Below are 23,244 nucleotides of genomic sequence, written 5' to 3'. Positions count from 1 at the left end.
AATGTATACATTTGATATCCCTATGCACCTTCTTATTTTTCATCCGGATATCATATATAATATTAAGTGTTCACCTGAGTGCCGTATAATCTGAGCTTCTCTGTCAATAAGAATTTACTTGACTAATTTCTACTGACAACTCATAATGTATATAAAGTTGTCTGCAAACAGTTTCTTGCCTTCGGCAGGCTGTATAGCTTAATAATAAGCCTACCATACCAAAAAATATAAGATAAAAACGAATAAGAGGAGTTGTTGCTATGGAAAATACTGACCTTAAAAACTTTGAAGAAAGTATGCTGGACGGACTCAGTGAACTCACCATTAAGAAAGGTCCCATTAACCCGGAACTTTACCACAAGTATGAAGTCAAGCGCGGACTTCGTGATTTAGATGGTAGAGGTGTGTTGGTGGGCTTAACCGAGATCGGTGAAGTTCATTCCTATATTATCGATGAAGGGGAAATGGTCCCCGTACCTGGCCGGCTTATTTATCGCGGCTATGATATTACCGATCTTGCCCGGGGCTTTATGGAAGATAACCGCTTTGGATTTGAGGAGACAGCTTATCTTCTTCTCTTTGGCAGGTTGCCGAACAGGCAGGAGCTCATTGATTTTCACAATCTGCTCGACATCTATCAAAAACTCCCTGATAATTTTGCCCGGGATATGATTCTCAACGTACCCAGTAAAGACATTATGAACGGGATGGCCCGCAGTGTCTTAGGCTTCTATTGCTATGACACCAATCCTGATGATACTTCCATAAGAAATGTACTTAAGCAATGCATCCGCCTGATTGCCGCCTTCCCTGCCCTTGCTGTTTATTGTTATCAAGCCTATACCCATTATCATGGGAACAAAAGCTTGGTTATTCACAGCCCTCAACCTGAATTGAGCCTGGCTGAAAATATTCTTTATATGCTGCGCCCTAACCATAAATATACAGAGCTGGAAGCCAGGCTTCTGGATCTGGCCTTGGTTCTTCATGCGGAACATGGCGGAGGAAATAACTCCTCTTTTGTTACCCATGTGGTCACCTCCACCGGAACGGATACTTATTCAGCCGTAGCAGCGGCCTTAGGCTCTTTACGTGGTCCAAAACATGGCGGCGCCAACCATAAAGTCATTCAGATGTTCCAGGATATCAAAGAAAAAATCTCCGATTGGCAGGATGAAGACGAACTCAGCGCTTACCTTGACAAAATTCTTCTTAAGGATGCCTTTGATCGCTCCGGACTGATCTATGGAATCGGCCATGCCGTCTACTCCATCTCCGATCCAAGAGCCGTTGTCCTGAAACACTACGCCTCAAAGCTTGCCGCTGAAAAGGGCCTGGATAACGAATTTAATCTTTATGCTAAAGTGGAAGAACTGGCACCCAAGGTCATCGCTAAACACACGAAGATTTATAAAGGAGTCAGTGCCAATGTCGACTTCTATTCAGGGTTCGTCTATCAGATGCTCAATCTGCCTTTAGAAATGTTCACTCCTATTTTTGCTCTCTCCCGCATCGCCGGTTGGAGTGCTCACCGGATCGAAGAAATCGTCAATGGCGGCAAAATCATTCGCCCCGCCTATAAGAGCGTGGTGCCCCGTCAAAAATACGTTCCTCTTAATAAAAGATAACACCATCAAGTCTTAAAGAAAACCCGGCTTCGCCCGAAGACACTGTCTTCGCACTTGTTTGCCTTGAACCCATGCTTGATGAGGCGAAGTCGCTGGTTGCCCTTATACTTTTTGATAGTGTAATAAAAGCCTTTCGGCCTTTAGGATAGAATTATATGGGCTTCTCTCAATTTAAAGGGAGCTGTTACATTGCGAACTATTTTGTTCACAGTGCAACAGCTCCCTTTTTGCCTCATCTTCACTTTGGTTCTTTCACTTTAGCTTGACAACGATAAAACTTGTTGTCTTCGCCTTCGCACTCTTGCTTCACTGAACTTAATGAAAATGCACTGCAGGAAGGTGAGATCGACAAAGAAACAGCCATGGCTGAGGCTGCTTCTTTGCTTAACTATTTAGGAGGAATTGTACCTATCTTATTTGCCCTCTTGGGCAAGTAAGCTGGTTAAATTCAGAGCAACCTGCTCTGGATCGACCTTCCTTTTTGCCACACCGCTCTCCATGGCCGCTTTGGCTACAGCTGCGGCTACAGCAGGTGCCACCCGCTTGTCGAAGGCTTTCGGAATGATATACTCTGCACTGAGCTCCTCAGGGCTGACAATGGAAGCAATTGCTTCCGCAGCGGCAATTTTCATTGGCCCATTGATTTCTCTCGCTTCAACATCAAAGGTCCCACGGAAAATTCCGGGGAAAGAGAGAATATTGTTAATTTGGTTGGGGTAGTCGGAACGGCCTGTTCCTATTACAGCTGCCCCCGCCTCTTTTGCTTCTTCAGGCATGATTTCAGGAACCGGATTAGCCTGAGCAAAGACAATCGCATCTTTGGCCATGGTGCGAATCATTTCCTGAGTCACCGTATTGCCTACAGAGATGCCGATAAATACGTCGGCGCCTTTCAAAGCTTCCCCAAGGCTGCCTTTAACCATGGCGGGATTGGTCCTTAAAGCGATTTCCTCTTTATACTTATTCATCCCTTCGGCACGACCCTTATAAATCGTCCCCTTGGTATCACACATGATGACATTTTGAAGACCGCAATCCATCAGCAGCTTAACAATAGCCATGCCGGCTGCACCGGCTCCGCTGGTTACGATCTTGACATCTTTCAGCTCCTTGTTGACTATTTTCAAGGCATTAAACATCGCGGCCAGGGTCACAACAGCTGTACCATGCTGATCATCATGGAATACCGGGCCATCATAGACTGCTTTCAGCTTTTCCTCAATCTCAAAGCACTCAGGAGCTTTAATATCCTCCAGATTGATCCCTCCAAAGGTAGGCTCCAGTAATTTGACCACTTCAACAATCTTGTCAATATTCTTTGTATCTAAGCAAATGGGGAAAGAGTCTACCCCAGCAAAATTTTTGAACAAAAGGGATTTCCCTTCCATAACAGGCATGGCTGCACGTGCACCTATATCGCCAAGACCAAGGACTGCTGTCCCATTGGACACGACTGCCACACAATTAGCCCGGTTCGTGTAGGTATTCACCAATTCAGGATCTTGGGCAATCTCCATACAAGGTTCAGCTACCCCCGGTGAATAGGCTAAACTCAAATCATTATAATCACGGCAGGGAACTTTAAGCGCAATCTTGATTTTACCGCGATGATCAGCATGAAGTTTTAGGGCATTCTCCCTTAAAGACATTTCAACCACTTCCTTTATCCATTAATCCTAAAAATTATTCCTGTATGCTTATCCCCAGCTTGGCATCAATCTCAGCCTGATTTGCAAGAATGTCGAGAGCATTGCTATACACAGGAGTATCCACCAGCTTATCCTTATAAACGATTGCTGCTTTCCCCTTAGCAATAGCTTCTTCCTCGAAAACTTTCTTAATCTCTCCGGCCCATTGTACATCCTCCGGATCAGGAGCATAAAGACGGTTAGCAGCCTCCACAAGGCTGGGGTGAACAATCATCCGGCCTTTATACCCCAACTGGCGTCCTTCGGCTATGTTATGCACATAGCCTTCTTTATCGGTGTAATTAAGAAATGGTGCATCAAGGGCTATAACACCGGCAGCACGAGCCGCAACGGCCACATAACCCCGGGCAAACTGCTGCTCTTTGGCTTCAGGGGTCAGTTTAACCTGCATATCGCGGGTATAATCTACAGCTCCAAAAATGGCTGCCGCAACACGAGGGCTGGCGGCACAAGACTCATAGGCGTTGATGACCCCTATGGCTGTCTCAATAAGCAGGCAGATCTTGATGCTGCCTACGGCCAAACCATTCTTCCGTTCCAATTCTTCAAGCCTCCACGCCAGACGTTGTACATCGCCGGCACCGGCAACCTTGGTCAGATTGATTCCTGTCAGGCCTTCACATACTGCGGCTTCCAGGTCATCATCAGTCATATTCGTTTCCCAGGCATTCACCCGAACCCATACCTCGGCTCCTTGAGAGCCTGCATGCTTAATATTCACGCGCACCATTCGGCGTGCTCTAGATTTTTCCAACGGTGGCACCAAGTCCTCCAGATCCAAAATAAGTGCATCTGCTCCATAGGTTAAGGCCTCATCCAGAGCCTCCTTATCATTTCCCGCGACAAACAGCACTGATCTCATAATAGCCATTTTCTTTCCCCCTTCTAAATCAGAGCTTTCATACTCCTATTGTGCCTTCATTGTAGATACCCTGTTCCCTTAAGTAAAATACCTATTCTGAATACAGTATATTTAGGAGCTGAATAAGCTCTGATTTTTCCCATGTTCATATTACATGTTCATATTACTCCTCTGCGCAATTTCTTCATTTTGCTTATTCGTTTGCTGATTCACTCTCTTTATTCTCTCTTTGAATACGCAATATTCTAAATGGCTATTTTACTCCCTCAGGAAAACTCTTTATTCTAAGGATGAATCACAAGTTTTTTGTAAAGACATCTGGACTAAGGCTTAAGGAGGTTGCCTTATGAATGAATCCTTTCGTAAATATATGAAAGTAGGCCTCGTTCATTTTATGGCTTATCCCAGCACCAGCAAAGGGGAAGGGCCTATCCTGGAAACCCTGAGAAGAATTGCCATGGATGAGTACTTTGAAGTAGTCGAAATGACCTGGATCAAAGACCCCGCCGTTCGAAAAAAAGCCAGGCAGATTATTGAGACCTCCCACATGGAGTTCTCGTATGCGGGAATGCCCCGGCTCCTGCCCACCAAGCAGAACATCAACTCCCTCAACGAGGAAGAAAGATTGCAAGCCCTGGCCAACGTAAAGGAAGGTATTGATGAAGCCTATGAAATGGGCGCCAAGGATTTCGCCTTCCTCAGCGGAAAATATGAAGAACCCCGGAAGGAGGAGGCCTATCAGGCACTGATCCGTTCTACCAAAGAAATATGTGCCTACGCCAAATCCAAGGGGGATATGAAGATTGCTATTGAAGTATTTGACTATGATGTTGACAAATGCTCTTTGATTGGGCCTGTGGCACTCACCCAACGATATGCTAAGGAAATTCGCCGGGAATACGACAACTTCGGCTTAATGGTGGACTTAAGCCACCTGCCCCAACTCCGGGAAACACCGGCTGAATCCCTGATCCCTGTAAAAGACTATATTATCCATGCTCACATGGGCAATACACTTGTCAAAGACAAACTCTCACCCGTCTACGGCGATGAACACCCGCGATTTGGCTTCCCCGGGAGCGAAAATGATGTGGCTGAACTTGTGGAATACCTCCGCGTCCTTCTGGACATTGGCTTTCTTAACAAAGAAAATCGGCCCATTGTCAGCCTGGAGGTCAAACCCTATGAGGACGAGGACCCCGAATTGGTGATCGCTAATGCCAAGAGAGTACTAAATCTAGCTTGGGATCAGGTATAAGTTCTCAATACAATCGTTCCTTAGCTTAAGCCTAAAAAGTAGAGTTTATGTTCAACTGACGAACTTAAACTCTACTTCTCTTTTGTTTTATCACAAAACAATTTATGCAAGAAATACCTCTGCCCTATCTCTCCCAAAAAACAGCACCAAAGTACAATAAGCAGGATGGTCACTAGAGATGAAACCCCCGACGTAAGTGGAGAAAAGAATTCTGCAGCCATCTTGTGACAAGCAACCGTATACACCTGGAATGAAAAAATATATATCCCCCATTCCGCTCCGATTGGCATTTTCTTCTGATTCTGATAGCACCATCGGATAAAGGTAAAGCCAACAATCCAAACCCCAAATCCCCAGAAGAAGCAAGTCAGAAGCTTCAAGGGTTGTGCACTATCCAATAAACCCATAAAGAACAGGCTCTGAGCCAGATCAAGAATTGTACAGATAGTCACTCCTACAGCACCAAGTATAAAAACAAAAAAAATATTGATCTCAGTAAAGGTGAGCGACCGCTGAGCAATTCTGATAACAACGAGTACACTGATCAAGTGAAACCACAGGAGCCCAACTATGAATAACAAAATGTTTATTCCTAATAGCAGCCATATCCACTTCAAATTAAGAACAATCGCCCTTGTCAAGCAGGCATTGCCAATAAGCTGAACACTCATATATAACATGGGTACCAGGAACCAAGTCCGTCTACTCTCTTTATTCACGTCTTTATTTATCTCTTCTCTTATTTCTTCTCTTTTTGCCCTCTTGGAAAGCACTGAAAGTAGACATTAGCATATACATAACCCTTTCAGGAGTGCCGGAATTTTACTAAGTCTGGAAGATATCAGAAATTTGCCTTATACTTAAAAGGTATCCAATCTCAAGAATCTACTCTTCAGACTCTTCACACTTCTATTTCCCATTTTAATTATCCAATCTGAAGATGTGAAATACTCGTTGCGAATACGATATATTCAGACAACGAATAAATACAAAGGTGGATGGATAAATGGAAATACGGCATTTAGAATATTTCATCGAGGTTGCACGTCACAAAAGTTTCAGCGTCGCAGCTGAGGTAACCCATACCTCCCAGCCCTCAATCAGTAAAGCCATCAAGGATCTGGAGACAGAGCTGGGAAAAGCACTGTTCTATCGCAGTACCAAATATGTAAAACTGACCGACGCCGGGGAACTCGTTCTTGAGCAAGCACAACAAATTGTGGCAGCCTTTAGAAATATCAACACTCAGTTAGAAGGCTTGGCCCAACTGCAAACAGGAAAGATCCACATCGGACTCCCTCCTATTACTGCCGTCACCACCTTCTCCCATATGCTCGGTGCTTTTAAAAGCGAGTATCCTAGGATTCAAGTTCAGCTTTTCGAATATGGCCCTAAAAAGATTGAAGCCTCTCTTGAAGATGGTTTGCTGGACTTCGGCATTTTTACACCGGAAGATCCGGAACTCTTTGAATGGATTTGGTTCGAGCAAGACCCCCTTAGCGTCATTATGCACCCTAATCATCCTTTGGCTCTGAGGGAATGTATCGATTACAAAGACTTTGCCGGAGAACAACTGATTCTATACAACAGCGACTATAAGCTCCATGATATTATTATTGCTGGATGCAAAAAGGCCGGTATTAATCCAGAAATCGCCTTTGCAACCTCCCAGCGTGAATTAATGACCCAGATGGTGGCCGCTAAGCTTGGTCTGGCCCTTTTGCCTACGAAGATCTGCCAGGTTCTTAACTCTGAAACCATCATTTACCGACCCTTTTCAGACTCGAACTTATGCCTGCAACTGGCTTTGGTTTGGAAGAAAGGACGCTATCTTCCCCATGCCGCTCATGAATTATTGACCTTTTTAAAAGAAAAGCACTTTCTTTAATGTATTGGTGATTCACCCATTCACCCTACCTTTTCTTAATCACAATAAAAGTACGGGAGCAAGGTACAATAAACCTTTGTCCCGTACTTTTATTGTAATTAGCTGATAAAGATAAGGAACCAACGCTTTATTTTAAAGGAAAGGCTGATTGACCATAATCAGTCTTACAGGCCGATGGACATTTTTCTCTTTGCGAATTCTCCTGAATAGGAGTTCCAACGAAAAATTTACCGCTGACCGCACCACGAACTGTGTTCGCAAATGTATACACCCAAAGAAGCGCAAGGAGAACCGTCAGAAACGCTGTATAACCTGAAGCAAGTGGAGTAATGAATACCACAGCAATTTTTTGACTGCATATAGTGTAGGCTGCCAAGGGGAAGATATAGGCCCACCAGCCCATACTAAAGGGAATCCCGCCGCCTTTACGGAGCTGATATACACTGATAATTGCAATAATGCCTACGATCCAAATACCGAACCCCCATATGACCGCAGCAATAAGGTTGGCCAGATCCGTGGAAGCTAAAAGTCCCAGCTCTTGAGCATTCTTTGAAGCATCAATAATCGCGCTGACCGCCAGCCCTACTGCACTGAGAAAAATTCCGAAAGAGGGTATGGTCTCTGCAGGGGGAAGTGGATGATTGGCCAAACGGACGAAGACAATAGCGCTCATAAAGATAAAAAGAAAAAAGCCGATCCCGAATAAGGCTGTATTGATAAGGAGAACGGATACACTCCAGGAAGGATGAAGTTTCATGGTAAGCTCCAGCACAGGATTGCCAATCAGGGAAACGGCCATATTGGCTATAGGAGCCATAATCCAAGAAAAATTAACCATCTCCGGCTTGGGTGTCTCTTCCGCCCGCATCATTCTAAAGGTGGTGTAAAAGGTAAAGAAAGTAACCCCGATAATAGCAATGATCCAAAAGGTGAACATCAAGGAATAGGTCAGGGTCTCACTAAGATACTTGCTCCAGATGAGATAGATATTGGTTCCCAAAATTGCCGTACCTACAGGCATGGTCACAAAAAAGTTTCCTGCCAAAGGATGATTCAGATCACGGTAAGCGTAAGGGAAATACTTAAACCAACGGAGCACCCAGGGTACAAGCACACAAAAATAGAGCAGACCTACTAAAGCAGCTAATATTATACTGAAAAGATGTCCCAACGGAAATGAATCCTGCCATAGAAAAAGTATATTGGCCAGACCTCCTGTACCCATGATTACTGCAAACCAGGCAGGAGCTAAATATTTAATCGGATGACGTTCAAGCACTTAAGCGCTCCCCCTTTTCGAAACAGCGTTTCACTAAAATAGTCATGCATTTATTAGACCATAAAACCACTCTTAGTACAAGACTCAAGATACCTAAATAAGGTCTGCTAAGCTAAAGAGAAAGTCCAGGCAGATTTAATTCCGCCTGAACTCTCAGGGGTAGCAGCTTTTAGCATTATCCTTCCACTACATTATCCATGTTCACCTTGAAAAACTCGCCCTTCTTCATCTCAATATGCCCTGATGCGTAGGGTTCCCCTTCCATGGTAAGGTAGATTTCCGAAGCCCCATAATAATTGCCTAATGTATTGACAATACTTTGCAGGATCATTCCTTCATATCCTGCGCCTGCATTCATTTCGGTGACAAAATTCTTAGTAAAGTCCACATAGACCCGGCCATCCTGATTAAGATAAAGGCTCTTGATTTTGACATTCTCGCCAATGAGTTTGCCATGATTGGCCGCCTGCTTTTTAAACTCATCTTCAAAGATCTGTTTGGTAATATCGTTGGTCTTAAAGGATAAAGGAATATTTGTAGTATGAATTTTTCCGTCATCGATATTGGGATAATAGATCTTGACTTGTTGTACCAAAGGTGTGTTCTTTTCTAATTTGCTTAAGGTGGAAGTCACTTCATAGCCGTCGGAGCCTTTATACACCGTTTTCACCAGCCCTACACCGGGAGCATAGTAGTCCATAATTGTATTATCCTTACCCTCTGTCGTCACTTCTATCACTTTGTAGGCTCCGGCAGGAGTTGAAAGGTCCATATCCACATTAGTGATGGTGCGCTTACGGTTATCTGCCAAGGTCCATGATGTACCTTTAGTTAAGGGCTCTTTCAGAAGAACTTCCCCATTGCTGTTAAGTTTGGAGCTCTGGGTCAGATCCTCCCGGTAATAGGTTTCTCCTTGGGCTAAAAGCTGTATCATCTGACCGGCGTTGAGCCCCAGCACGCGAACTGTCTCTGTCCCTCCGTTGTTCGTCCTCAACTGCACCTTGTCTCCTTTGAAGTAATCCACATAGGTGGTAAAGGAGGCATATTCATTGCCCTGTCCTTCATACACGTATTTGGTGTTCTCCTGATAAGCAAGGCAATTCGCGAGCATATCCTCTTGTGCCGGCTGTTCACTGTTATTTGGCGGTTCATTAGGGGGATTGTTCTGATTGGTACCACACCCTCCTAAGAAGATCAGCGATAAGAGAACAGAAAATACTCCCATCATTAAGGTGCGCTTTTTCATGATTGCAACCTCCTTGTTTATGCCCATTATTGTATCATCTTAACATGGGACTCATCTCATTCTAATACTCCTCTTATTATAACCATGCAGTTGAGCTTTGACTATCTTTACTCTATTTTCATATCTAGTGGATTCTTACATCGGTTCCTCCATATATCAATAGACTTAAATCAGCGTGCAAATCTGATACATAGAATCAAAACGGCATAACTGCGATGATAATATAAAATAAAAAGGGCATTGGAAAGTCCAAAGCCTTTTCAATGCCCTGCCCATCTTCATATAATTTTGCTGATTTCCTTTATCTACCCATTATCTATCCATCTGGTTTATTTTTTGAGAGTGGACATCACCGTATGAGTGGTTCCATTGATGACAGAAACTGTTCCGCTCCCCTGGTTGGTGACATAGATTCGATTGGACTTAGAATCCACCCGAATCTCCGCAGGTGAAGCTCCTACAAGCACCGTAGCGATTACAGTATTCGTGCTTCCATCGATTACTGTGACTGTGTTGCTTCCATGATTAGAGACGTAAACCCGACCGGTAAGAGGGTTGATGCCCATTCCCTGAGGATTGATACCTACAGGAATGGTCATGATAGGTGCCCGGGTCGATTTATCCAGGACGTCCACGGAATTTCTTTCCGGATGGATAGCATAGAGCTGATTTTCCGTGGCTTTTTTTCCCTGTTCATGAATTTGCCCTGAAGATATAGGATCAACCGGGCGTACGGGATAAATTGCGGTCATTGTTCCTGAGACGTTTTTTCCCCAGACTTTTAATTTCACATCTTGCGAAGTGATCATGAAGCGAAATTCCAGAGCATCAAACTGGGCATAGTGTTGGGTGTCCTTGACCACACCGGAAGCTAAAGTAATGGAATCAACCACATACTCTACTTTATTACTTCCCTGCAGATAATAGCCCCAGATTTGAATCACTGCCGGTAGGTGGCCGGTATTGCGATACCTTACAGAAAGTGTTGCGGTCTGTTTTTGCCCCGCCACAGTCGGATTCTCAATGACTCCTGTCGTCAATATCGCCATAGTCTATCCCCCTAACCATTCAGGGAAAAGCTCTCTTGCTCTCTGCTGAACGATACGAATACATTCATTATCAGGATGAAGGCTCATATTTTCTCCATGCCACCGATAGGCTATGAGCGGCTCTCGGATATAGCCGGCGGGGAAATGACGAAGAAAACGGAACCACAATTCATAGTCATGGGCCTGAGGCAACCCTTCATCAAAATATCCTACCCGTTCAAGAGCAGTGCGCCTCATCATAACAGATGAACCATTGATAAAGCATCCCCTGAGCAAATTAACTACCAGTTCTTGACGTGCGGGATAAAACTCTGAGTCTGCTGCATACTTTTTCAGCCCATTTTCATCAATAACAATAAAACTTGTATAGCAAAAACCCACCTGCGGATTAGCTTCCATCAATTGAACCTGTTTCTCCAGCTTCCCCTTTAAAAACATGTCATCAGCGCTCAGCCAGCAGATATATTCACCTGTAGCCCGCTGGAGTCCATGGTTAAGGGCATTGGGTGTCCCGCCATTGGACTTATAAATATAATTAATTCGACTTTGATAAGGCTGAAGACGTTGGGCTGTATCATCTGTGGATCCATCATCAATAACAATGATTTCTAAACTAGGATACTTTTGTCGAAGGACACTTTCCACAGCCCAGGTCACATAGCGAGCGTGATTATAGGTGGGGATAACCACACTCACTTTGGGCATGGACATTTAGCGTCCCTCCCCATAGATTTTCTTCATCCATTCTACCGTAATGGGAATGCCTTCTTCCAACAGCATCTTCGGATTGTGGCCCAAATCTCTTACAGCTTTCTGAATATCCGGCCGCTTACTCACTGTATTGTGCTTGTCTTCAGGAAGATATCTGATCAATCCCGGATCTCCCTGAGTATATTTGAGCACCAGATCACTGAGTTCTCTGACGCTGCGATACTCTGTCCCCCCGATATTATAGACTTCACCAGGTTTAAAGTTATTACCCACATTGGCAATGGTCGGAATAAGATTATCCACATACATAAATACACGATGATACCCTTCATAGACATCATAGGGTATTCCTTTAAGAGCACGATAGACGAAGAGGCAGACTACACTGCGGTAGGGGTGGTAATATTCCCCTGGCCCATAAGCATTAAAAAGCCGCAGCCGAACGATCGGAGTTTCGTATCTCTTTTCAAAATTAATGATTTGCACTTCATTTGCCCATTTTGTTAAAGCGTAGTCATTATGCTGAATGATAGTTTTTTGCTGAGGGAGATCTTCTGTTAATAGAGGCTCCTGAGCTTCACCATAGATTTCAGAAGAACTGGTAAAGATGAGTTTAAAGCCCTTTTTCAATTGCCATTCCAATATATTACGTGTTCCAATCACGTTGGTTTCCCAAAGGGTATCATAATAATGCTCACCATTAATGCGACCAAACTCTGCAGCTAAATGATAGACATAATCGTAATCCTGTTCAAATACCCGTTCTAATTGCCGGTATTTGGCAATATCTGCTCTGAAATATTTTTCCTCAGCATCATGCTGTAGGTCCACTTCCCATACTTCATGTCCCCGTTTCCTAAGTTCCTCTACCAAACGGGTACCCAGAGTTCCTTTACTCCCTGTAACCAAAACCTTTGCCATTCTCACTGCTCCTCTTTTCACTTATTTCAAGGCCTTTTCCCGCTCCAGGACAATCCAACCCTGGAGGTCTGCCTCGTCAAACTTTTCCACGGTTTTAAAGCCGGCGGCTTCCAGTTCTTCGGGCGTGAACAGAGGATCCACTACCCATACGGTATTCCCCGCCTCTTCCAAGGCCCGGACCAGATCCACTCCACGGCTATGCTTAAGATCTTTAACTCCTGCTTTATAGCTTAAGCCTTTAATTAGGACATTTTGATGGGTGCCTACCTGCTGCAGAATTCTGTCCCGATATTCCTGGTCCGCTATTGCCGCTCCCTCAAGCAAAGGCGAAGGGCAGACTTTCCGAAGAAAGCGCATATCTTTAGGCAGACATTCCCCGCCGATACCCCAATCAGTCCCGAGGAGTTCTACATTGCTTTTGCTATTGACTGCTTTTCTCAATTCTGCAAAGTCCATTCCCTGATCTTTACAATACTGATAGAGCTCCTGGGCAAAGGCTACATCCACATAGCGCTTAACATTTTCGACCACTTTAGATAGTTCGGCAATCCGAACATCCTCTACTTCCACAAGCTGCGGTACCAAAGGTTCATAGAACTGTCTCCCCTTATCCCGGCAGGCCTGGGTGAAAGCACCCATGACTCTTGGTGTATCGCAGACTGTCTCATCGACCCCAAACATGACCCGATGAGGCACATGAATTAAATAAACATCCTGTCCGCAGCGATAACCTTTCCCTTCCAGATACTTGCGGACAAGTTCCATGGTCCCTGGCGGTAAAGTGGATTCAATGGAAATTAACGCTCCAGGACAAATGATCATTTCTCCTAAAGCAGCGAAGAGATTTTCGCCTTGGTCACCAGTGGACGGTGCCAACAACCAGATATCGATGCCCGTCAATGCCCGATAATCTGTGGTCACTCGATAACCCTGACTGCGTAAATCATTGACCCGGCCGGCATCAATATCCACTCCAACTACGGAATTCGGGTATTTCTTATTGATATACGAAAAGAGATTAAAACCTATATTACCTAATCCTACGACAGCAATTTTCATATTTAGTCATCCTTCCCCTAAAGGTCATATTACATGTTATGGAATTACGTCTCTTCTTGACACTGTTTTTGCCACCTCGTCAACTCTTATGACATACACTAAAGGGTGAAGGAGGATTGAACTATGAAATTGGTTATTCCTGTATTGAGTTTGGAAACCGGGGGAACCCGTTTTATCTATCAAATTGCCAACGAAATGGCAGCTAAAGGGCATCACGTGGAAATAGTTCTGCCGGAACACGCTGTAGTGGCCTGGCCTCTTCGAACCCAGATCACCCGGGTCAGGGAGCTGACACCAGCCACTATCCCTGCCGGCGATTTTATTCTGCCTAATTTCTGGCCAACGGTCTTCCCCGCCTGGGGGGCCCAAAAGGGCCGGGTAGTTCGCCTTAGCCTCGGCTTTGAACCCCTATGGGTCAAGGAAAAGGAAAACGCCTTAGCCACCTACCATATTGATGCTCCCATCCTTTCTATATCCCAGTGGCATCGGCAGATTATTCGCCAGGAAACCGGCCGGGACAGCACCATCATACCAGGCGGTGTCGATCTTAGTCTTTTCCACCCCCATCCCAAAAAATCCCTTATGGCCAACACGGGACCTACCATTGCCTATATCCTTCGTTCCAAAGAGCACGGCTACACTTGGAAAGGGAGCGATGATTTTTGGGAAGCCATCCGGATCACTGCCCAAAGCTTTCCCCACTTTACCCTCCAGATAGTAGCACCGGAAGGGGCGGCTTATCCATCCCCTGTCCCCTACCAGCCAATCGTGGCGACGACAGATGCGGAGTTGGCACTTTTCTATGCTCAGGCGGATATTTTTGTTTCCACCTCCTATTTTGAAGCTTTTGCCATGCCCCCACTGGAAGCCATGGCTTGTGGTACTGCCGTGGTTACCACAGACAATGGTGGAAATCGTGACTATGCAAAAAATGGGGAGAACTGCCTTGTCGTTCCCCCCAGCGATATTCAGCAGCTCTCCCAGTCCTTGCTTCATCTCCTGACTCAAGCACAGGAGCGTCAGCGTCTGGCCCAAGCCGGACAGCATACTGCCCAGGCCTGGACTTGGCGACACTCTGCGGATCGCCTGGAGCAATTTCTCTTTCAGCTTAGCCGTAATTAATGAGGGGACTTAACGGAGCTCTTTCCATGCCAATAAGGCATCCATGGGCTTAGCATCCTTCCCGTAAGACTCTACAAAGGCCAGGTTGCTCTGGTCATGAAACTGATTGAAAACTATAACCTGATAGCCCCTCTGGGTAAAATCTTCTATTTCCCAACCGGAGCGATGCTCTTGAAAGCTTTCCCCACCTAAACCGTAGTGATCCTCCGCTTTTTGTTTAAAGAAGCCCCGAGGGGTAAAGACAATGACTCTTTTCACGGCAATTCTTTCCGCCTGCGCCAGAACTTCATACCCTACACCCTTCTCCATGTGTTCAATCACATCGATCATGGAGACACAATCAACGGATTTGGCTAGAAAGATTTCCCCAATGCGCTGGGCCTCATATTTTATGGGTAAAAAGGAGGTAGCCAACCTGGCTTTCTCAAGATAGGGTCCATGTGCGTCTACACCAATCTTAATGGGGCAAGGAAAATCCTTCAGAGTTGCACCTACTCCGCAGCCAATATCTAATACGGATTGAGCATCTTTCATGAGCTCCTTTATCATTCCTAAAAAATTTTTGTGGTGAACAATTTTTACTGACATTCCAAAACATCCTTCCCTTGCTTTTTTCCGTTACCTTGTTGTCAACAATGCTCGCTGGTTGCAATAAACTGCAACGATGGCTGGTCTACTTGTCTATAGAGCTTACTTTATATGGTATTCACTTAGAATCAATCTGCCCCAAATTTCTCCCTTCGTCTTTATCACTTAAAATAAGGAGGACCTAAGATGAAAATAATTTTACCGGTAATGAGCCTTGAGATGGGCGGAGGAGCTCGTTTCCTGTATCATCTGGCTAATGCCCTCACGGATAAAGGACATGATGTTGAAGTTATCATGCCCAGTAAAGGGGCCCAGGTCTGGCCCCTGCGTGCGAAATTAACCCGTGTGCCTGAATTAAGTCCGGCCAATATTCCCTATGGCGATTTTATCCTACCCAACTTTTATACCACCGTTGGAGCGGCATGGGCTTCTCAAAAAGGAAAGGTTGTTCGCCTAAGTCTTGGTTATGAACCTCTCTGGGTTCCTGACACAGAATCAGCCAAACAAAGCTATCTCATTGATGCGCCGATCTTAAGTATCTCCCAATGGCATCGTCAGCTGATCCTCCAAGAAACCGGCAGGAACAGCACCGTCATTTCCTGTGGTGTGGATCACCATCTTTTCCGCCCTTGTCCCAAGCGCTCTTCCCAGACAGGTCGTAAAAATATTTTTTATATCCTGCGCAATCCTGCTTTAGGGTATATCTGGAAAGGAGGAGAGGATTTTTTCAATGCCCTCTCACTTTTGAAGGGTCTTGATTTTGAGGTTACTGTAACCCTTACTGAAGCGACGCAGCTTACAGGTTCATTCCCCTGCCGTACTGTCTATGCTGCCAGCGACCAAGAAATGGCCGCTCTCTACGGCGAAGCCGATCTTTTTGTCTACAATTCTTATTTTGAAGCCTTCGGTTTACCTCCCCTTGAAGCCATGGCCTGCGGGACAGCAGTCATCACCACAGACTGTGGGGGAAGCCGGGATTATGCTCATAATGGCGAAAACTGCCTGGTTGTTCCCCCCAGTGACATTAATCAGCTTCAACAAGCACTTCATCTGCTTCTAACCCAAGATGGAGAACGTCAACGTTTGGCTTCTGCGGGGTTTGCCTTTGCCCAAGCTTGGACCTGGCAACGGACTGCTGATCAGGTGGAGGCCTTTTTGTTGAGTCTTTAGGCTGATAGTTTTGACCCTAAGGGGCTGCCCCACAGGCCGGCCCCTTTTTTATGGGATAGGTTAGTTTAAGATACGAAAAAGGAGCATCGCCGGCTACTTTAAGTAGCCCAGCGATGCCCCCCTGGAGCTTAATAGTGACCCATTCTTCCCTATCCCTTCAAGCCTAATACTCCCTCTAAATATTTTTTATTATGAAGAATTTGGGGGTTGTCCGGACGATAATCTCTGGCGATTTCGTTGTGCTTGTAGGCAAGCTCGTGCATGCCCAGCCGATCATAGCAAACACAAAGCTGCAGATGAGGTAAATAGGTCCAACAGGCTTCACTCTTAGGTCCCCAACTGTTCGTCGGCTTTTCAAGTTCTGACGCAAGTTTATACCAGAAAATTGCCTGCTGGTATTTCCCTGCATTCAAGTGATTAAAACCAATTCGGCAGCAGAATTCTGCTCTGGGGGTATCATAATCAAAAGATTTATAGAGGTAGGCTTGGGCATTGGCCGAATCTCCCAGTAGTTTATAGATATCGGCTAGTTTTCCGCAAGCGGATATATTATCTTCTACCCATCCCTTCTCCGTATTAAGGAATTTTTCATAATACTCGACAGCCTTTTCATATTGCTTATGGTCATAAAGTTCGTTGGCAAAATAATAAAGATCTCTTGGCGAAAATTCTTCACCTTGTTCCAAACGCTTTTCATAAATGCGCAAATTGCGCTCAGAATCATGTTCCTCAGATTTATGAGCTATAGCAATATCACTATTCATAATGTTGCCACTGACCTCTAGATACTCATGAACTGCCCCTTTCCAGCGAAAATTCTTGCCTCGCCGAACTAACCGGTTCCTTCTCAGCGTGAATGTTGGATTTTCTGATGAGTCAAAAGCCAGCAGGTAATGCATATTTACCACATCAATGGAAGGGTTCAAATTTTTTTTTAAATTATGAAATTTAAGACGGTCCGACTCTAAGATAACATCATCTGCATCCAACCAGAGAAGATATTCTTTTGTCCCAAGGCTAAAGGCATAATTCCGGGCTGCCGCGAAATCATCGATCCAAGCAAAGTCGAAAATTTTATCCGTGTACCTGGCCACAATTTCCTTAGTGCGGTCTGTAGAACCTGTGTCCACAATAATGATTTCGTCGGCAATATCGCATACAGAATCTAAACAGCGCGCAATTGTCTTTTCCTCATTACGCACGATCATGCACAAGCTGATAGAAATAGGGTTTTCAAGCATATTTCTCCTCCCCTAACGATACAATCCTCTTTTAGATAAAAAGGGAATCCGCTTATTGGATTCCCTTTTCTACCACTGTCAGCGTCTTAGTCAAGTTTAAGCAGGCTCAATTGAGCTCCGGCTGCTGATGCGAAAAAGCATAACTATCTGATTTTATTCTATGCCAAGGCCCGCGCTGACATATCCCGCAACCGTTCCTCCTGCTACAAGTCCGCCTCCAGTAGCGCTGACCACGAGGAGCAGTCGCGTTTGCCCGGTGACCGGGATGCTCAGACCCGTCGCAATTCCATTAAAGGTATCCCCAACGGCGATCGGACCGGTAATTGTAATGTCGACCACAGCTCCTGGCACGGGGCTGAAAACATCATCCGGAGACGGTGAGCTGTACAGCTGAACGGTGTAGGTCAAAGGGGCAAGCAACGCCAGCGCAGCTGTTGCACTGAGATATGCGGCCAGTGACGTGATCACGCCGTCCCGTGGCATGGAAAATGCATAATTGGTCTGGCCGCTGAGATCAATAGTGGCACCCAGAACCGTCAACGCTTGGGCGGAGGACCCGAATCCGATCAATCCAGGCAGACCTACGAGTCCACCCGCAAGAGTGGTGACTGCCAGGGGATCTCCTGATGAGAACGGAATAACGGCTCCGCCGCCAGTAGCCCCGGTTGCTCCGGTCTCACCTGTGGCTCCGGTTGCTCCTGTAGCTCCCGTTGCACCGGTGGCTCCTGTGTCTCCCGTGGCTCCCGTTGCTCCGGTGGCTCCTGTGTCTCCTGTGTCTCCTGTGGCTCCCGTTGCACCGGTGGCTCCTGTGTCTCCTGTAGCTCCCGTTGCACCGGTGGCTCCTGTGTCTCCTGTAGCTCCCGTTGCACCGGTGGCTCCTGTGTCTCCTGTGGCTCCCGTTGCACCGGTGGCTCCTGTGTCTCCCGTGGCTCCCGTTGCACCGGTGGCTCCTGTGTCTCCTGTAGCTCCCGTTGCACCGGTGGCTCCTGTGTCTCCCGTTACACCGGTGGCTCCTGTATCTCCTGTGGCTCCCGTTGCACCGGTGGCTCCTGTATCTCCCGTGGCTCCCGTTGCTCCGGTTGCACCGGTGGCTCCCGTGGCTCCCGTTGCTCCTGTATCTCCCGTGGCTCCCGTTGCGCCGGTGGCCCCTGTGTCTCCCGTGGCTCCCGTTGCTCCGGTTGCACCGGTGGCTCCCGTGGCTCCCGTTGCTCCCGTTGCACCGGTGGCCCCCGTGGCTCCCGTTGCTCCCGTTGCACCGGTGGCTCCTGTGGCTCCTGTGTCTCCTGTGGCTCCCGTTGCACCGGTGGCTCCTGTGGCTCCTGTGTCTCCTGTGGCTCCCGTTGCACCGGTGGCTCCTGTGGCTCCTGTGTCTCCTGTGGCTCCCGTTGCACCGGTGGCTCCTGTGGCTCCTGTGTCTCCTGTGGCTCCCGTTGCACCGGTGGCTCCTGTGGCTCCTGTGTCTCCTGTGGCTCCCGTTGCACCGGTGGCTCCGGTTGGTCCTATTACCGGTTCCAGTGAATCCAACTCAGCCGGGAGTACCCGATGAGCATCCACCAAATTTCCTTCAGCATCCTTACCCCAAACTGATATGACTACCGTTTCGGAGCTTGTGGAGAATACAAATTCGAAGGCATCTAAATCAGCAAAATACTCCCTAAGCACAACCTCACCGGGAATAATGCTAAGCTCTTCTAAAACATATACCTCTTTGAAGAGGCCATTGAGATAATAGCCTATTATTTCAACCATCTCTACTGAATCACCATCATTGGTAATTCTAATGGCTACCGATACTGAGGGGCGCACCCCATTAACCGGAAAATTGTCTATCAAACCGGTGGTTAACTCTGCCATCCCAACATCTCCTTACTTTTTTCAAATATCCAATTCATCTAGTTCTTGAGCGACGACTCTATGCGCCGTCTGCAAATTTCCCTCCGCATCTTTCCCCCATAGGGTCGCATTGACACCCTGGGAACTGACAATGAATTGGAACTCAATTCCGTCAAAGTCTGCGAAATAGTTCCTTAACACAACTTCTGCCGGTCCAATGTTGAACAACTCTTCCACATACAATATTTTCGTGTTACCACTCAGGTAATAACCTCTCAGCAGCACCGATTCTAAAGTATCAACATTGTTCGTGACCAAAACAGAAAGGGAGGAACTTGGCCGAACTCCGAAAACAGGAGTATTATCGATCAAACCCGTCGTTAAAAAAGCCATGTTACACCTCCTTAATTTAACTTCACTCTATCTTATGGCTCTTGTCCTTTATGGGTTACCTTTTTTGGAAAAAAATGTTTATAATTTTAATTCTGGTATGCTGAGCATAACGAAGTAATCCTCAATACCTTTGAGAAAAAGGAACTCCTGCTCTTTTTAGAACTTAAACTTCTCCAATTGCTCTTTGGCTTTTTCTAAATCGCCTAGGGTTCCGATATCAAACCAAAGATCCTGGCTCTCATAGCTGCTGACCTTCGCTCCATTTTGGATAAGGCACTGAACCAAATTGGGCATGTCATATTTTTCATTGTCCGGGATATAAGAAAGGATATCTTTATTGATCACATAGATTCCCATGCTAGCCCAGTAATTAAGAGTTGGCTTCTCCGCATAAGCAATAACCTGGCCATCTTGAATTTCCAGAACACCAAAAGAAGAGTGAGTGGTCTTTTTCTGGACAGCAACGGTCATATCTGCCTGTACTGCCCTATGGTGCTCATAGAGGGCACGAAAATCCAAAGTGGTTAACTCATCTCCATTGACGACTACAAAATTATCCTGCAAACCCTCGACTCCTTTTAACGGGCCTGCTGTTCCTAAAGGCTCAGACTCTACTGAGTAACGAATAGTCAGCCCGAATTCACTGCCGTCCTGAAAATAGGTCTTTAATAGATCTGAAAGATAACCTAAGCACATAATTACTTCATCTGTTCCAGCTTTTTTAAGCTGCTCAATTAAGATAGCTGCTATGGGCTTATCCCCTATAGGAAAAAGGGGTTTGGGTAAAATCCGGCTATAAGGATCCAGCCGGGATCCTCTTCCGCCAGCTAATATTATGGTTTGCATCGCATCCCCTTCTTCGTTGCTAGATTTGGTATTTTCCTATCTGAAAACGATCCAGATTTTTTTCGATCCAGGCCATGGTTTTTAGAATTCCTTCTGTCAAGGAAACCTGGGGTTCCCAATCCATAATTTCTTTAGCTAAGCGGCTATCAGCTAAGAGTCGGTTGACTTCACTTTTGCTCGGACGAACCCTCTCCTGGTCAATGACCAGCTTAGCAGAGCTTTGGGTTGTTTCAAGGATAATTTGGGCAAGCTCACCGATCGAGATTTCCTGACCAGAGCCCACATTAATAACTTTACCCACTGTCTTCGGCGAAAGAGCAGCCGCCATAAATCCTGCCACGGTATCGGATACAAAGGTAAAATCCCGTTTGGCTTCAAGATTACCAAGCTTAATCTCTGAACTTGCCAGAGCCTGAGTAATTAACGTGGGGATAATTGCCCGAGCTGATTGTCTCGGCCCGTAACAGTTAAAAGGACGAATCGTGGCCACAGGAAGATTATAGGAAGCGTAAAAGCTTTCCGCTAATTTATCCGCCCCGATCTTGCTGGCAGAATAGGGAGACTGCCCTTGGAGAGGATGATTCTCATCAATGGGTACATATTGAGCGGAACCATACACTTCACTGGTAGAGGTACTTACAACCCGGCTTACCTCATGATCACGCCCTGCTATAAGAATATTAAAGGTACCAAAAATATTAGTCTCAACCACTTCACGTGGGTTTTTATAGGAGTAAGGAATACCCACTAAAGCCGCTAAGTGAAAAACCACATCATTTCCTTTGACAGCCCGATCGATCACATCAGCATCACGCAAATCCCCAGCAATGATTTCAATTTGATTAAGGAGTGAAGGCTCCAGATCTTCCAGATTTCCTCGCCCATCACGGGAATTATAACGTATAAATACACGAACATCGGCTCCTGCTTTGACTAAAGCCTCAGTTAAATGGCTGCCGATAAAGCCACCTGCACCTGTAACTAAAACTTTTTTACCTTTCCACATTAGGCCATTCTCCCTTCTACCGTATCTCTACATCTTATGTCTATTCACGAATATCTGACACTTTTTGCATGCTCAGCTATTGGCAAGAAGGACATTTCTAAGTAAGAAAAAGAGCAACACCCGAAATCTTCAGATGTCACTCTTTTTGTTACTTAAGCTTCACTATTTTCCTGTTTCCCGCCTCAATATTCCTTTGCACTTCCGGAGCAAGGGGCTCTTGAGTCCGAATCATCGCTGTAAGGAGCCCCGCCCGCTCGGGGTACCCGATTAGAACATAGCCTTTCAGATAATTTCCTTTCCATATCAGTGATTGATAGGTAGATGCCTTTGCCAAAGGCTTCGACCAGCTCTCCTGACCTTCTGTTACTTTCCAAGGAAGAGCATTTTCAATGTCCTTCTTATGCGCGAGGGGGGTAATGACTCCCCCTGAGATAATCCTTAAACCGAAGAAATCCACTGAATTCATCCCCATAGAACCCTTATAGATGGTTTTTCTACCGGCCATATTCAAAGCAGCGACTCTCCCCTGTTCCGTGGCATTAGGCCAAACGGCATTGATACGTGGACATTCCCGAAGAAAGTCCCAGGTTTCTGCCACATCCCCTGCTGCGTACACATGGGGGAGATTGGTTTCCAAATACTCGTTGACCAGGATACCATGGTTTATTTTAAGACCTGAGTTAAGAAATGGCTCAACATTAGGCTGAACTCCCTTGCCTATGATTACTAAATTCGTATCAATTATCCTGCCACATTTAAGTTCAACCGCTTCTACATGCTCTTTTCCTTTAATGGCAGCTACATCCGAATTGAGGCTGATATGGATACCATGATCTTTAAGATGTTCCTCCAACCTTTCAGCTGCCGATGAATTGAGCATTTGGGATAGGATATATCCTGAGGAAACTATCACATGGACTTCCATCCCTTGCTTTCGTAAGGCGTAGGCTGATTTTAAACTCACTAATCCGCCTCCGATAATAACAGCCTTTCGTCCTTTTTTAATGAACTTTTGGATAGCTTTGGCATTTTCCAGATGACGCAGGGTAAATACTTCAGGCAAGGCGGCTCCGGCAATATCCAGGCTGACTGCTGAAGCTCCGGTGGCTATCAGACATCGATCATAGTCGAAGACTTCACCGGAAGCCGTACTAACCCTTTGCCCCTCCGGATCAAGTCCTGTTACCCTGACCCTATAATGGGTATTAAGATTCAATCGCGCCAGTTCCTCGGTCGTACGCAGAAAGAGCTGTTCTTCTCTGATATCTCCGGCTAAGTAATAAGTGGTCAGACACCGGGAGTAGGGAGGATAGTGATCTGCCGTTAGGACTGTTATTTTCCCCTGAGAATCAACCTTTCGCAGCCCTTCTGCAGCAAAAAGCCCAGCGGCACTGTTACCGATGATGATATAGTTCATAAGTTTTTCCTCCCC

The 23,244-nt window shown here is 45.9% G+C and carries 21 protein-coding genes; 5 read left to right on the top strand and 16 right to left on the bottom strand.

The features are described from left to right. Positions 1 to 260 precede the first annotated feature (260 nt). Positions 261 to 1,628, top strand: coding sequence for a citrate/2-methylcitrate synthase (locus tag DHAF_RS04540; protein ID WP_005807856.1), 1,368 nt, complete (start codon positions 261 to 263; stop codon positions 1,626 to 1,628). 413 nt (positions 1,629 to 2,041) lie between these two features. On the opposite strand, the gene DHAF_RS04535 is transcribed toward DHAF_RS04540, so the two are convergent. Both DHAF_RS04535 and DHAF_RS04530 read right to left on the bottom strand, forming a co-directional pair. Beyond that, positions 2,042 to 3,277 carry an NAD(P)-dependent malic enzyme gene (locus tag DHAF_RS04535; protein ID WP_015943084.1) on the bottom strand — a complete coding sequence of 412 codons (1,236 nt, stop codon included), beginning with the start codon at positions 3,275 to 3,277 and terminating at the stop codon, positions 2,042 to 2,044. A 34-nt stretch (positions 3,278 to 3,311) separates the two neighbouring features. Next, positions 3,312 to 4,208: an HpcH/HpaI aldolase/citrate lyase family protein gene (locus DHAF_RS04530; RefSeq protein WP_015943083.1), complete on the bottom strand. Its 897-nt coding sequence runs from the start codon at positions 4,206 to 4,208 to the stop codon at positions 3,312 to 3,314. Between the two features lie 337 nt (positions 4,209 to 4,545). On the opposite strand from DHAF_RS04530, the gene DHAF_RS04525 reads away from it, so the two are divergent. Beyond that, positions 4,546 to 5,457, top strand: a complete 912-nt coding sequence (locus DHAF_RS04525) for a sugar phosphate isomerase/epimerase family protein (RefSeq protein ID WP_015943082.1) — start codon at positions 4,546 to 4,548, stop codon at positions 5,455 to 5,457. Positions 5,458 to 5,528: 71 nt separating this feature from the next. Here the strand turns inward: DHAF_RS04525 and DHAF_RS04520 are convergent, their stop codons facing one another. Beyond that, the gene (locus tag DHAF_RS04520) at positions 5,529 to 6,128 is read right to left on the bottom strand and encodes an SLAC1 family transporter (protein ID WP_242659980.1); all 600 of its coding nucleotides are present in this window, start codon (positions 6,126 to 6,128) and stop codon (positions 5,529 to 5,531) included. Positions 6,129 to 6,463: 335 nt separating this feature from the next. On the opposite strand from DHAF_RS04520, the gene DHAF_RS04515 reads away from it, so the two are divergent. After that, positions 6,464 to 7,345: a LysR substrate-binding domain-containing protein gene (locus DHAF_RS04515; protein ID WP_015943080.1), complete on the top strand. Its 882-nt coding sequence runs from the start codon at positions 6,464 to 6,466 to the stop codon at positions 7,343 to 7,345. A gap of 127 nt (positions 7,346 to 7,472) precedes the next feature. Here DHAF_RS04515 and DHAF_RS04510 read toward each other — a convergent pair whose 3' ends face one another. From DHAF_RS04510 to DHAF_RS04485, 6 genes are all read right to left on the bottom strand, one after another. Beyond that, a complete protein-coding gene (locus tag DHAF_RS04510) occupies positions 7,473 to 8,627 on the bottom strand; it encodes a TDT family transporter (RefSeq protein WP_015943079.1) in 1,155 nt (384 codons plus the stop codon). A gap of 175 nt (positions 8,628 to 8,802) precedes the next feature. Further along, positions 8,803 to 9,873 carry a GerMN domain-containing protein gene (locus tag DHAF_RS04505; RefSeq protein WP_015943078.1) on the bottom strand — a complete coding sequence of 357 codons (1,071 nt, stop codon included), beginning with the start codon at positions 9,871 to 9,873 and terminating at the stop codon, positions 8,803 to 8,805. A gap of 329 nt (positions 9,874 to 10,202) precedes the next feature. Continuing rightward, on the bottom strand, positions 10,203 to 10,922 hold the full coding sequence (locus DHAF_RS04500; protein ID WP_005807849.1) for a YncE family protein: 720 nt from the start codon (positions 10,920 to 10,922) through the stop codon (positions 10,203 to 10,205). Between the two features lie 3 nt (positions 10,923 to 10,925). Then, on the bottom strand, positions 10,926 to 11,633 hold the full coding sequence (locus DHAF_RS04495) for a glycosyltransferase (protein WP_015943077.1): 708 nt from the start codon (positions 11,631 to 11,633) through the stop codon (positions 10,926 to 10,928). Next, a complete protein-coding gene (locus DHAF_RS04490) occupies positions 11,634 to 12,554 on the bottom strand; it encodes an NAD-dependent epimerase/dehydratase family protein (protein ID WP_015943076.1) in 921 nt (306 codons plus the stop codon). Positions 12,555 to 12,575: 21 nt separating this feature from the next. Further along, positions 12,576 to 13,613 carry a UDP binding domain-containing protein gene (locus DHAF_RS04485; RefSeq protein WP_005807844.1) on the bottom strand — a complete coding sequence of 346 codons (1,038 nt, stop codon included), beginning with the start codon at positions 13,611 to 13,613 and terminating at the stop codon, positions 12,576 to 12,578. A gap of 123 nt (positions 13,614 to 13,736) precedes the next feature. Here DHAF_RS04485 and DHAF_RS04480 point away from each other — a divergent pair, with 123 nt between their 5' ends. Continuing rightward, the gene (locus tag DHAF_RS04480; RefSeq protein WP_015943075.1) at positions 13,737 to 14,735 is read left to right on the top strand and encodes a glycosyltransferase family 4 protein; all 999 of its coding nucleotides are present in this window, start codon (positions 13,737 to 13,739) and stop codon (positions 14,733 to 14,735) included. A 9-nt stretch (positions 14,736 to 14,744) separates the two neighbouring features. On the opposite strand, the gene DHAF_RS04475 is transcribed toward DHAF_RS04480, so the two are convergent. Beyond that, entirely contained in the window at positions 14,745 to 15,323 is a 579-nt protein-coding gene (locus DHAF_RS04475) for a class I SAM-dependent methyltransferase (RefSeq protein WP_005807841.1), read from the bottom strand. A 186-nt stretch (positions 15,324 to 15,509) separates the two neighbouring features. Between DHAF_RS04475 and DHAF_RS04470 the strand changes: the two genes are divergently transcribed. Then, complete coding sequence (locus DHAF_RS04470; RefSeq protein WP_015943074.1) at positions 15,510 to 16,493, top strand: glycosyltransferase family 4 protein; 984 nt, start codon at positions 15,510 to 15,512, stop codon at positions 16,491 to 16,493. A gap of 149 nt (positions 16,494 to 16,642) precedes the next feature. Here the strand turns inward: DHAF_RS04470 and DHAF_RS04465 are convergent, their stop codons facing one another. The 6 genes from DHAF_RS04465 to DHAF_RS04440 all read right to left on the bottom strand — a co-directional run bounded on the left by DHAF_RS04465 (position 16,643) and on the right by DHAF_RS04440 (position 23,229). Further along, positions 16,643 to 17,734: a tetratricopeptide repeat-containing glycosyltransferase family 2 protein gene (locus DHAF_RS04465; RefSeq protein ID WP_005807837.1), complete on the bottom strand. Its 1,092-nt coding sequence runs from the start codon at positions 17,732 to 17,734 to the stop codon at positions 16,643 to 16,645. Between the two features lie 153 nt (positions 17,735 to 17,887). After that, positions 17,888 to 19,588, bottom strand: a complete 1,701-nt coding sequence (locus DHAF_RS04460; RefSeq protein ID WP_015943073.1) for an exosporium glycoprotein BclB-related protein — start codon at positions 19,586 to 19,588, stop codon at positions 17,888 to 17,890. 21 nt (positions 19,589 to 19,609) lie between these two features. Next, positions 19,610 to 19,960, bottom strand: a complete 351-nt coding sequence (locus DHAF_RS04455; RefSeq protein ID WP_005808325.1) for a hypothetical protein — start codon at positions 19,958 to 19,960, stop codon at positions 19,610 to 19,612. Between the two features lie 156 nt (positions 19,961 to 20,116). Then, on the bottom strand, positions 20,117 to 20,806 hold the full coding sequence (locus DHAF_RS04450; RefSeq protein WP_005808326.1) for a nucleotidyltransferase family protein: 690 nt from the start codon (positions 20,804 to 20,806) through the stop codon (positions 20,117 to 20,119). Between the two features lie 19 nt (positions 20,807 to 20,825). Further along, positions 20,826 to 21,812, bottom strand: coding sequence for an SDR family NAD(P)-dependent oxidoreductase (locus DHAF_RS04445; RefSeq protein ID WP_005808328.1), 987 nt, complete (start codon positions 21,810 to 21,812; stop codon positions 20,826 to 20,828). Positions 21,813 to 21,960: 148 nt separating this feature from the next. Then, complete coding sequence (locus DHAF_RS04440; RefSeq protein ID WP_005808330.1) at positions 21,961 to 23,229, bottom strand: NAD(P)/FAD-dependent oxidoreductase; 1,269 nt, start codon at positions 23,227 to 23,229, stop codon at positions 21,961 to 21,963. Between the last annotated feature and the right edge of the window lie 15 nt (positions 23,230 to 23,244).

Origin of the sequence: Desulfitobacterium hafniense DCB-2, from assembly GCF_000021925.1 — a bacterium.
Lineage (GTDB): Bacteria > Bacillota > Desulfitobacteriia > Desulfitobacteriales > Desulfitobacteriaceae > Desulfitobacterium > Desulfitobacterium hafniense.
The sequence above is the reverse complement of the archived record's forward strand: the minus strand, read 5'-3'. Positions and strand labels throughout refer to the sequence as shown.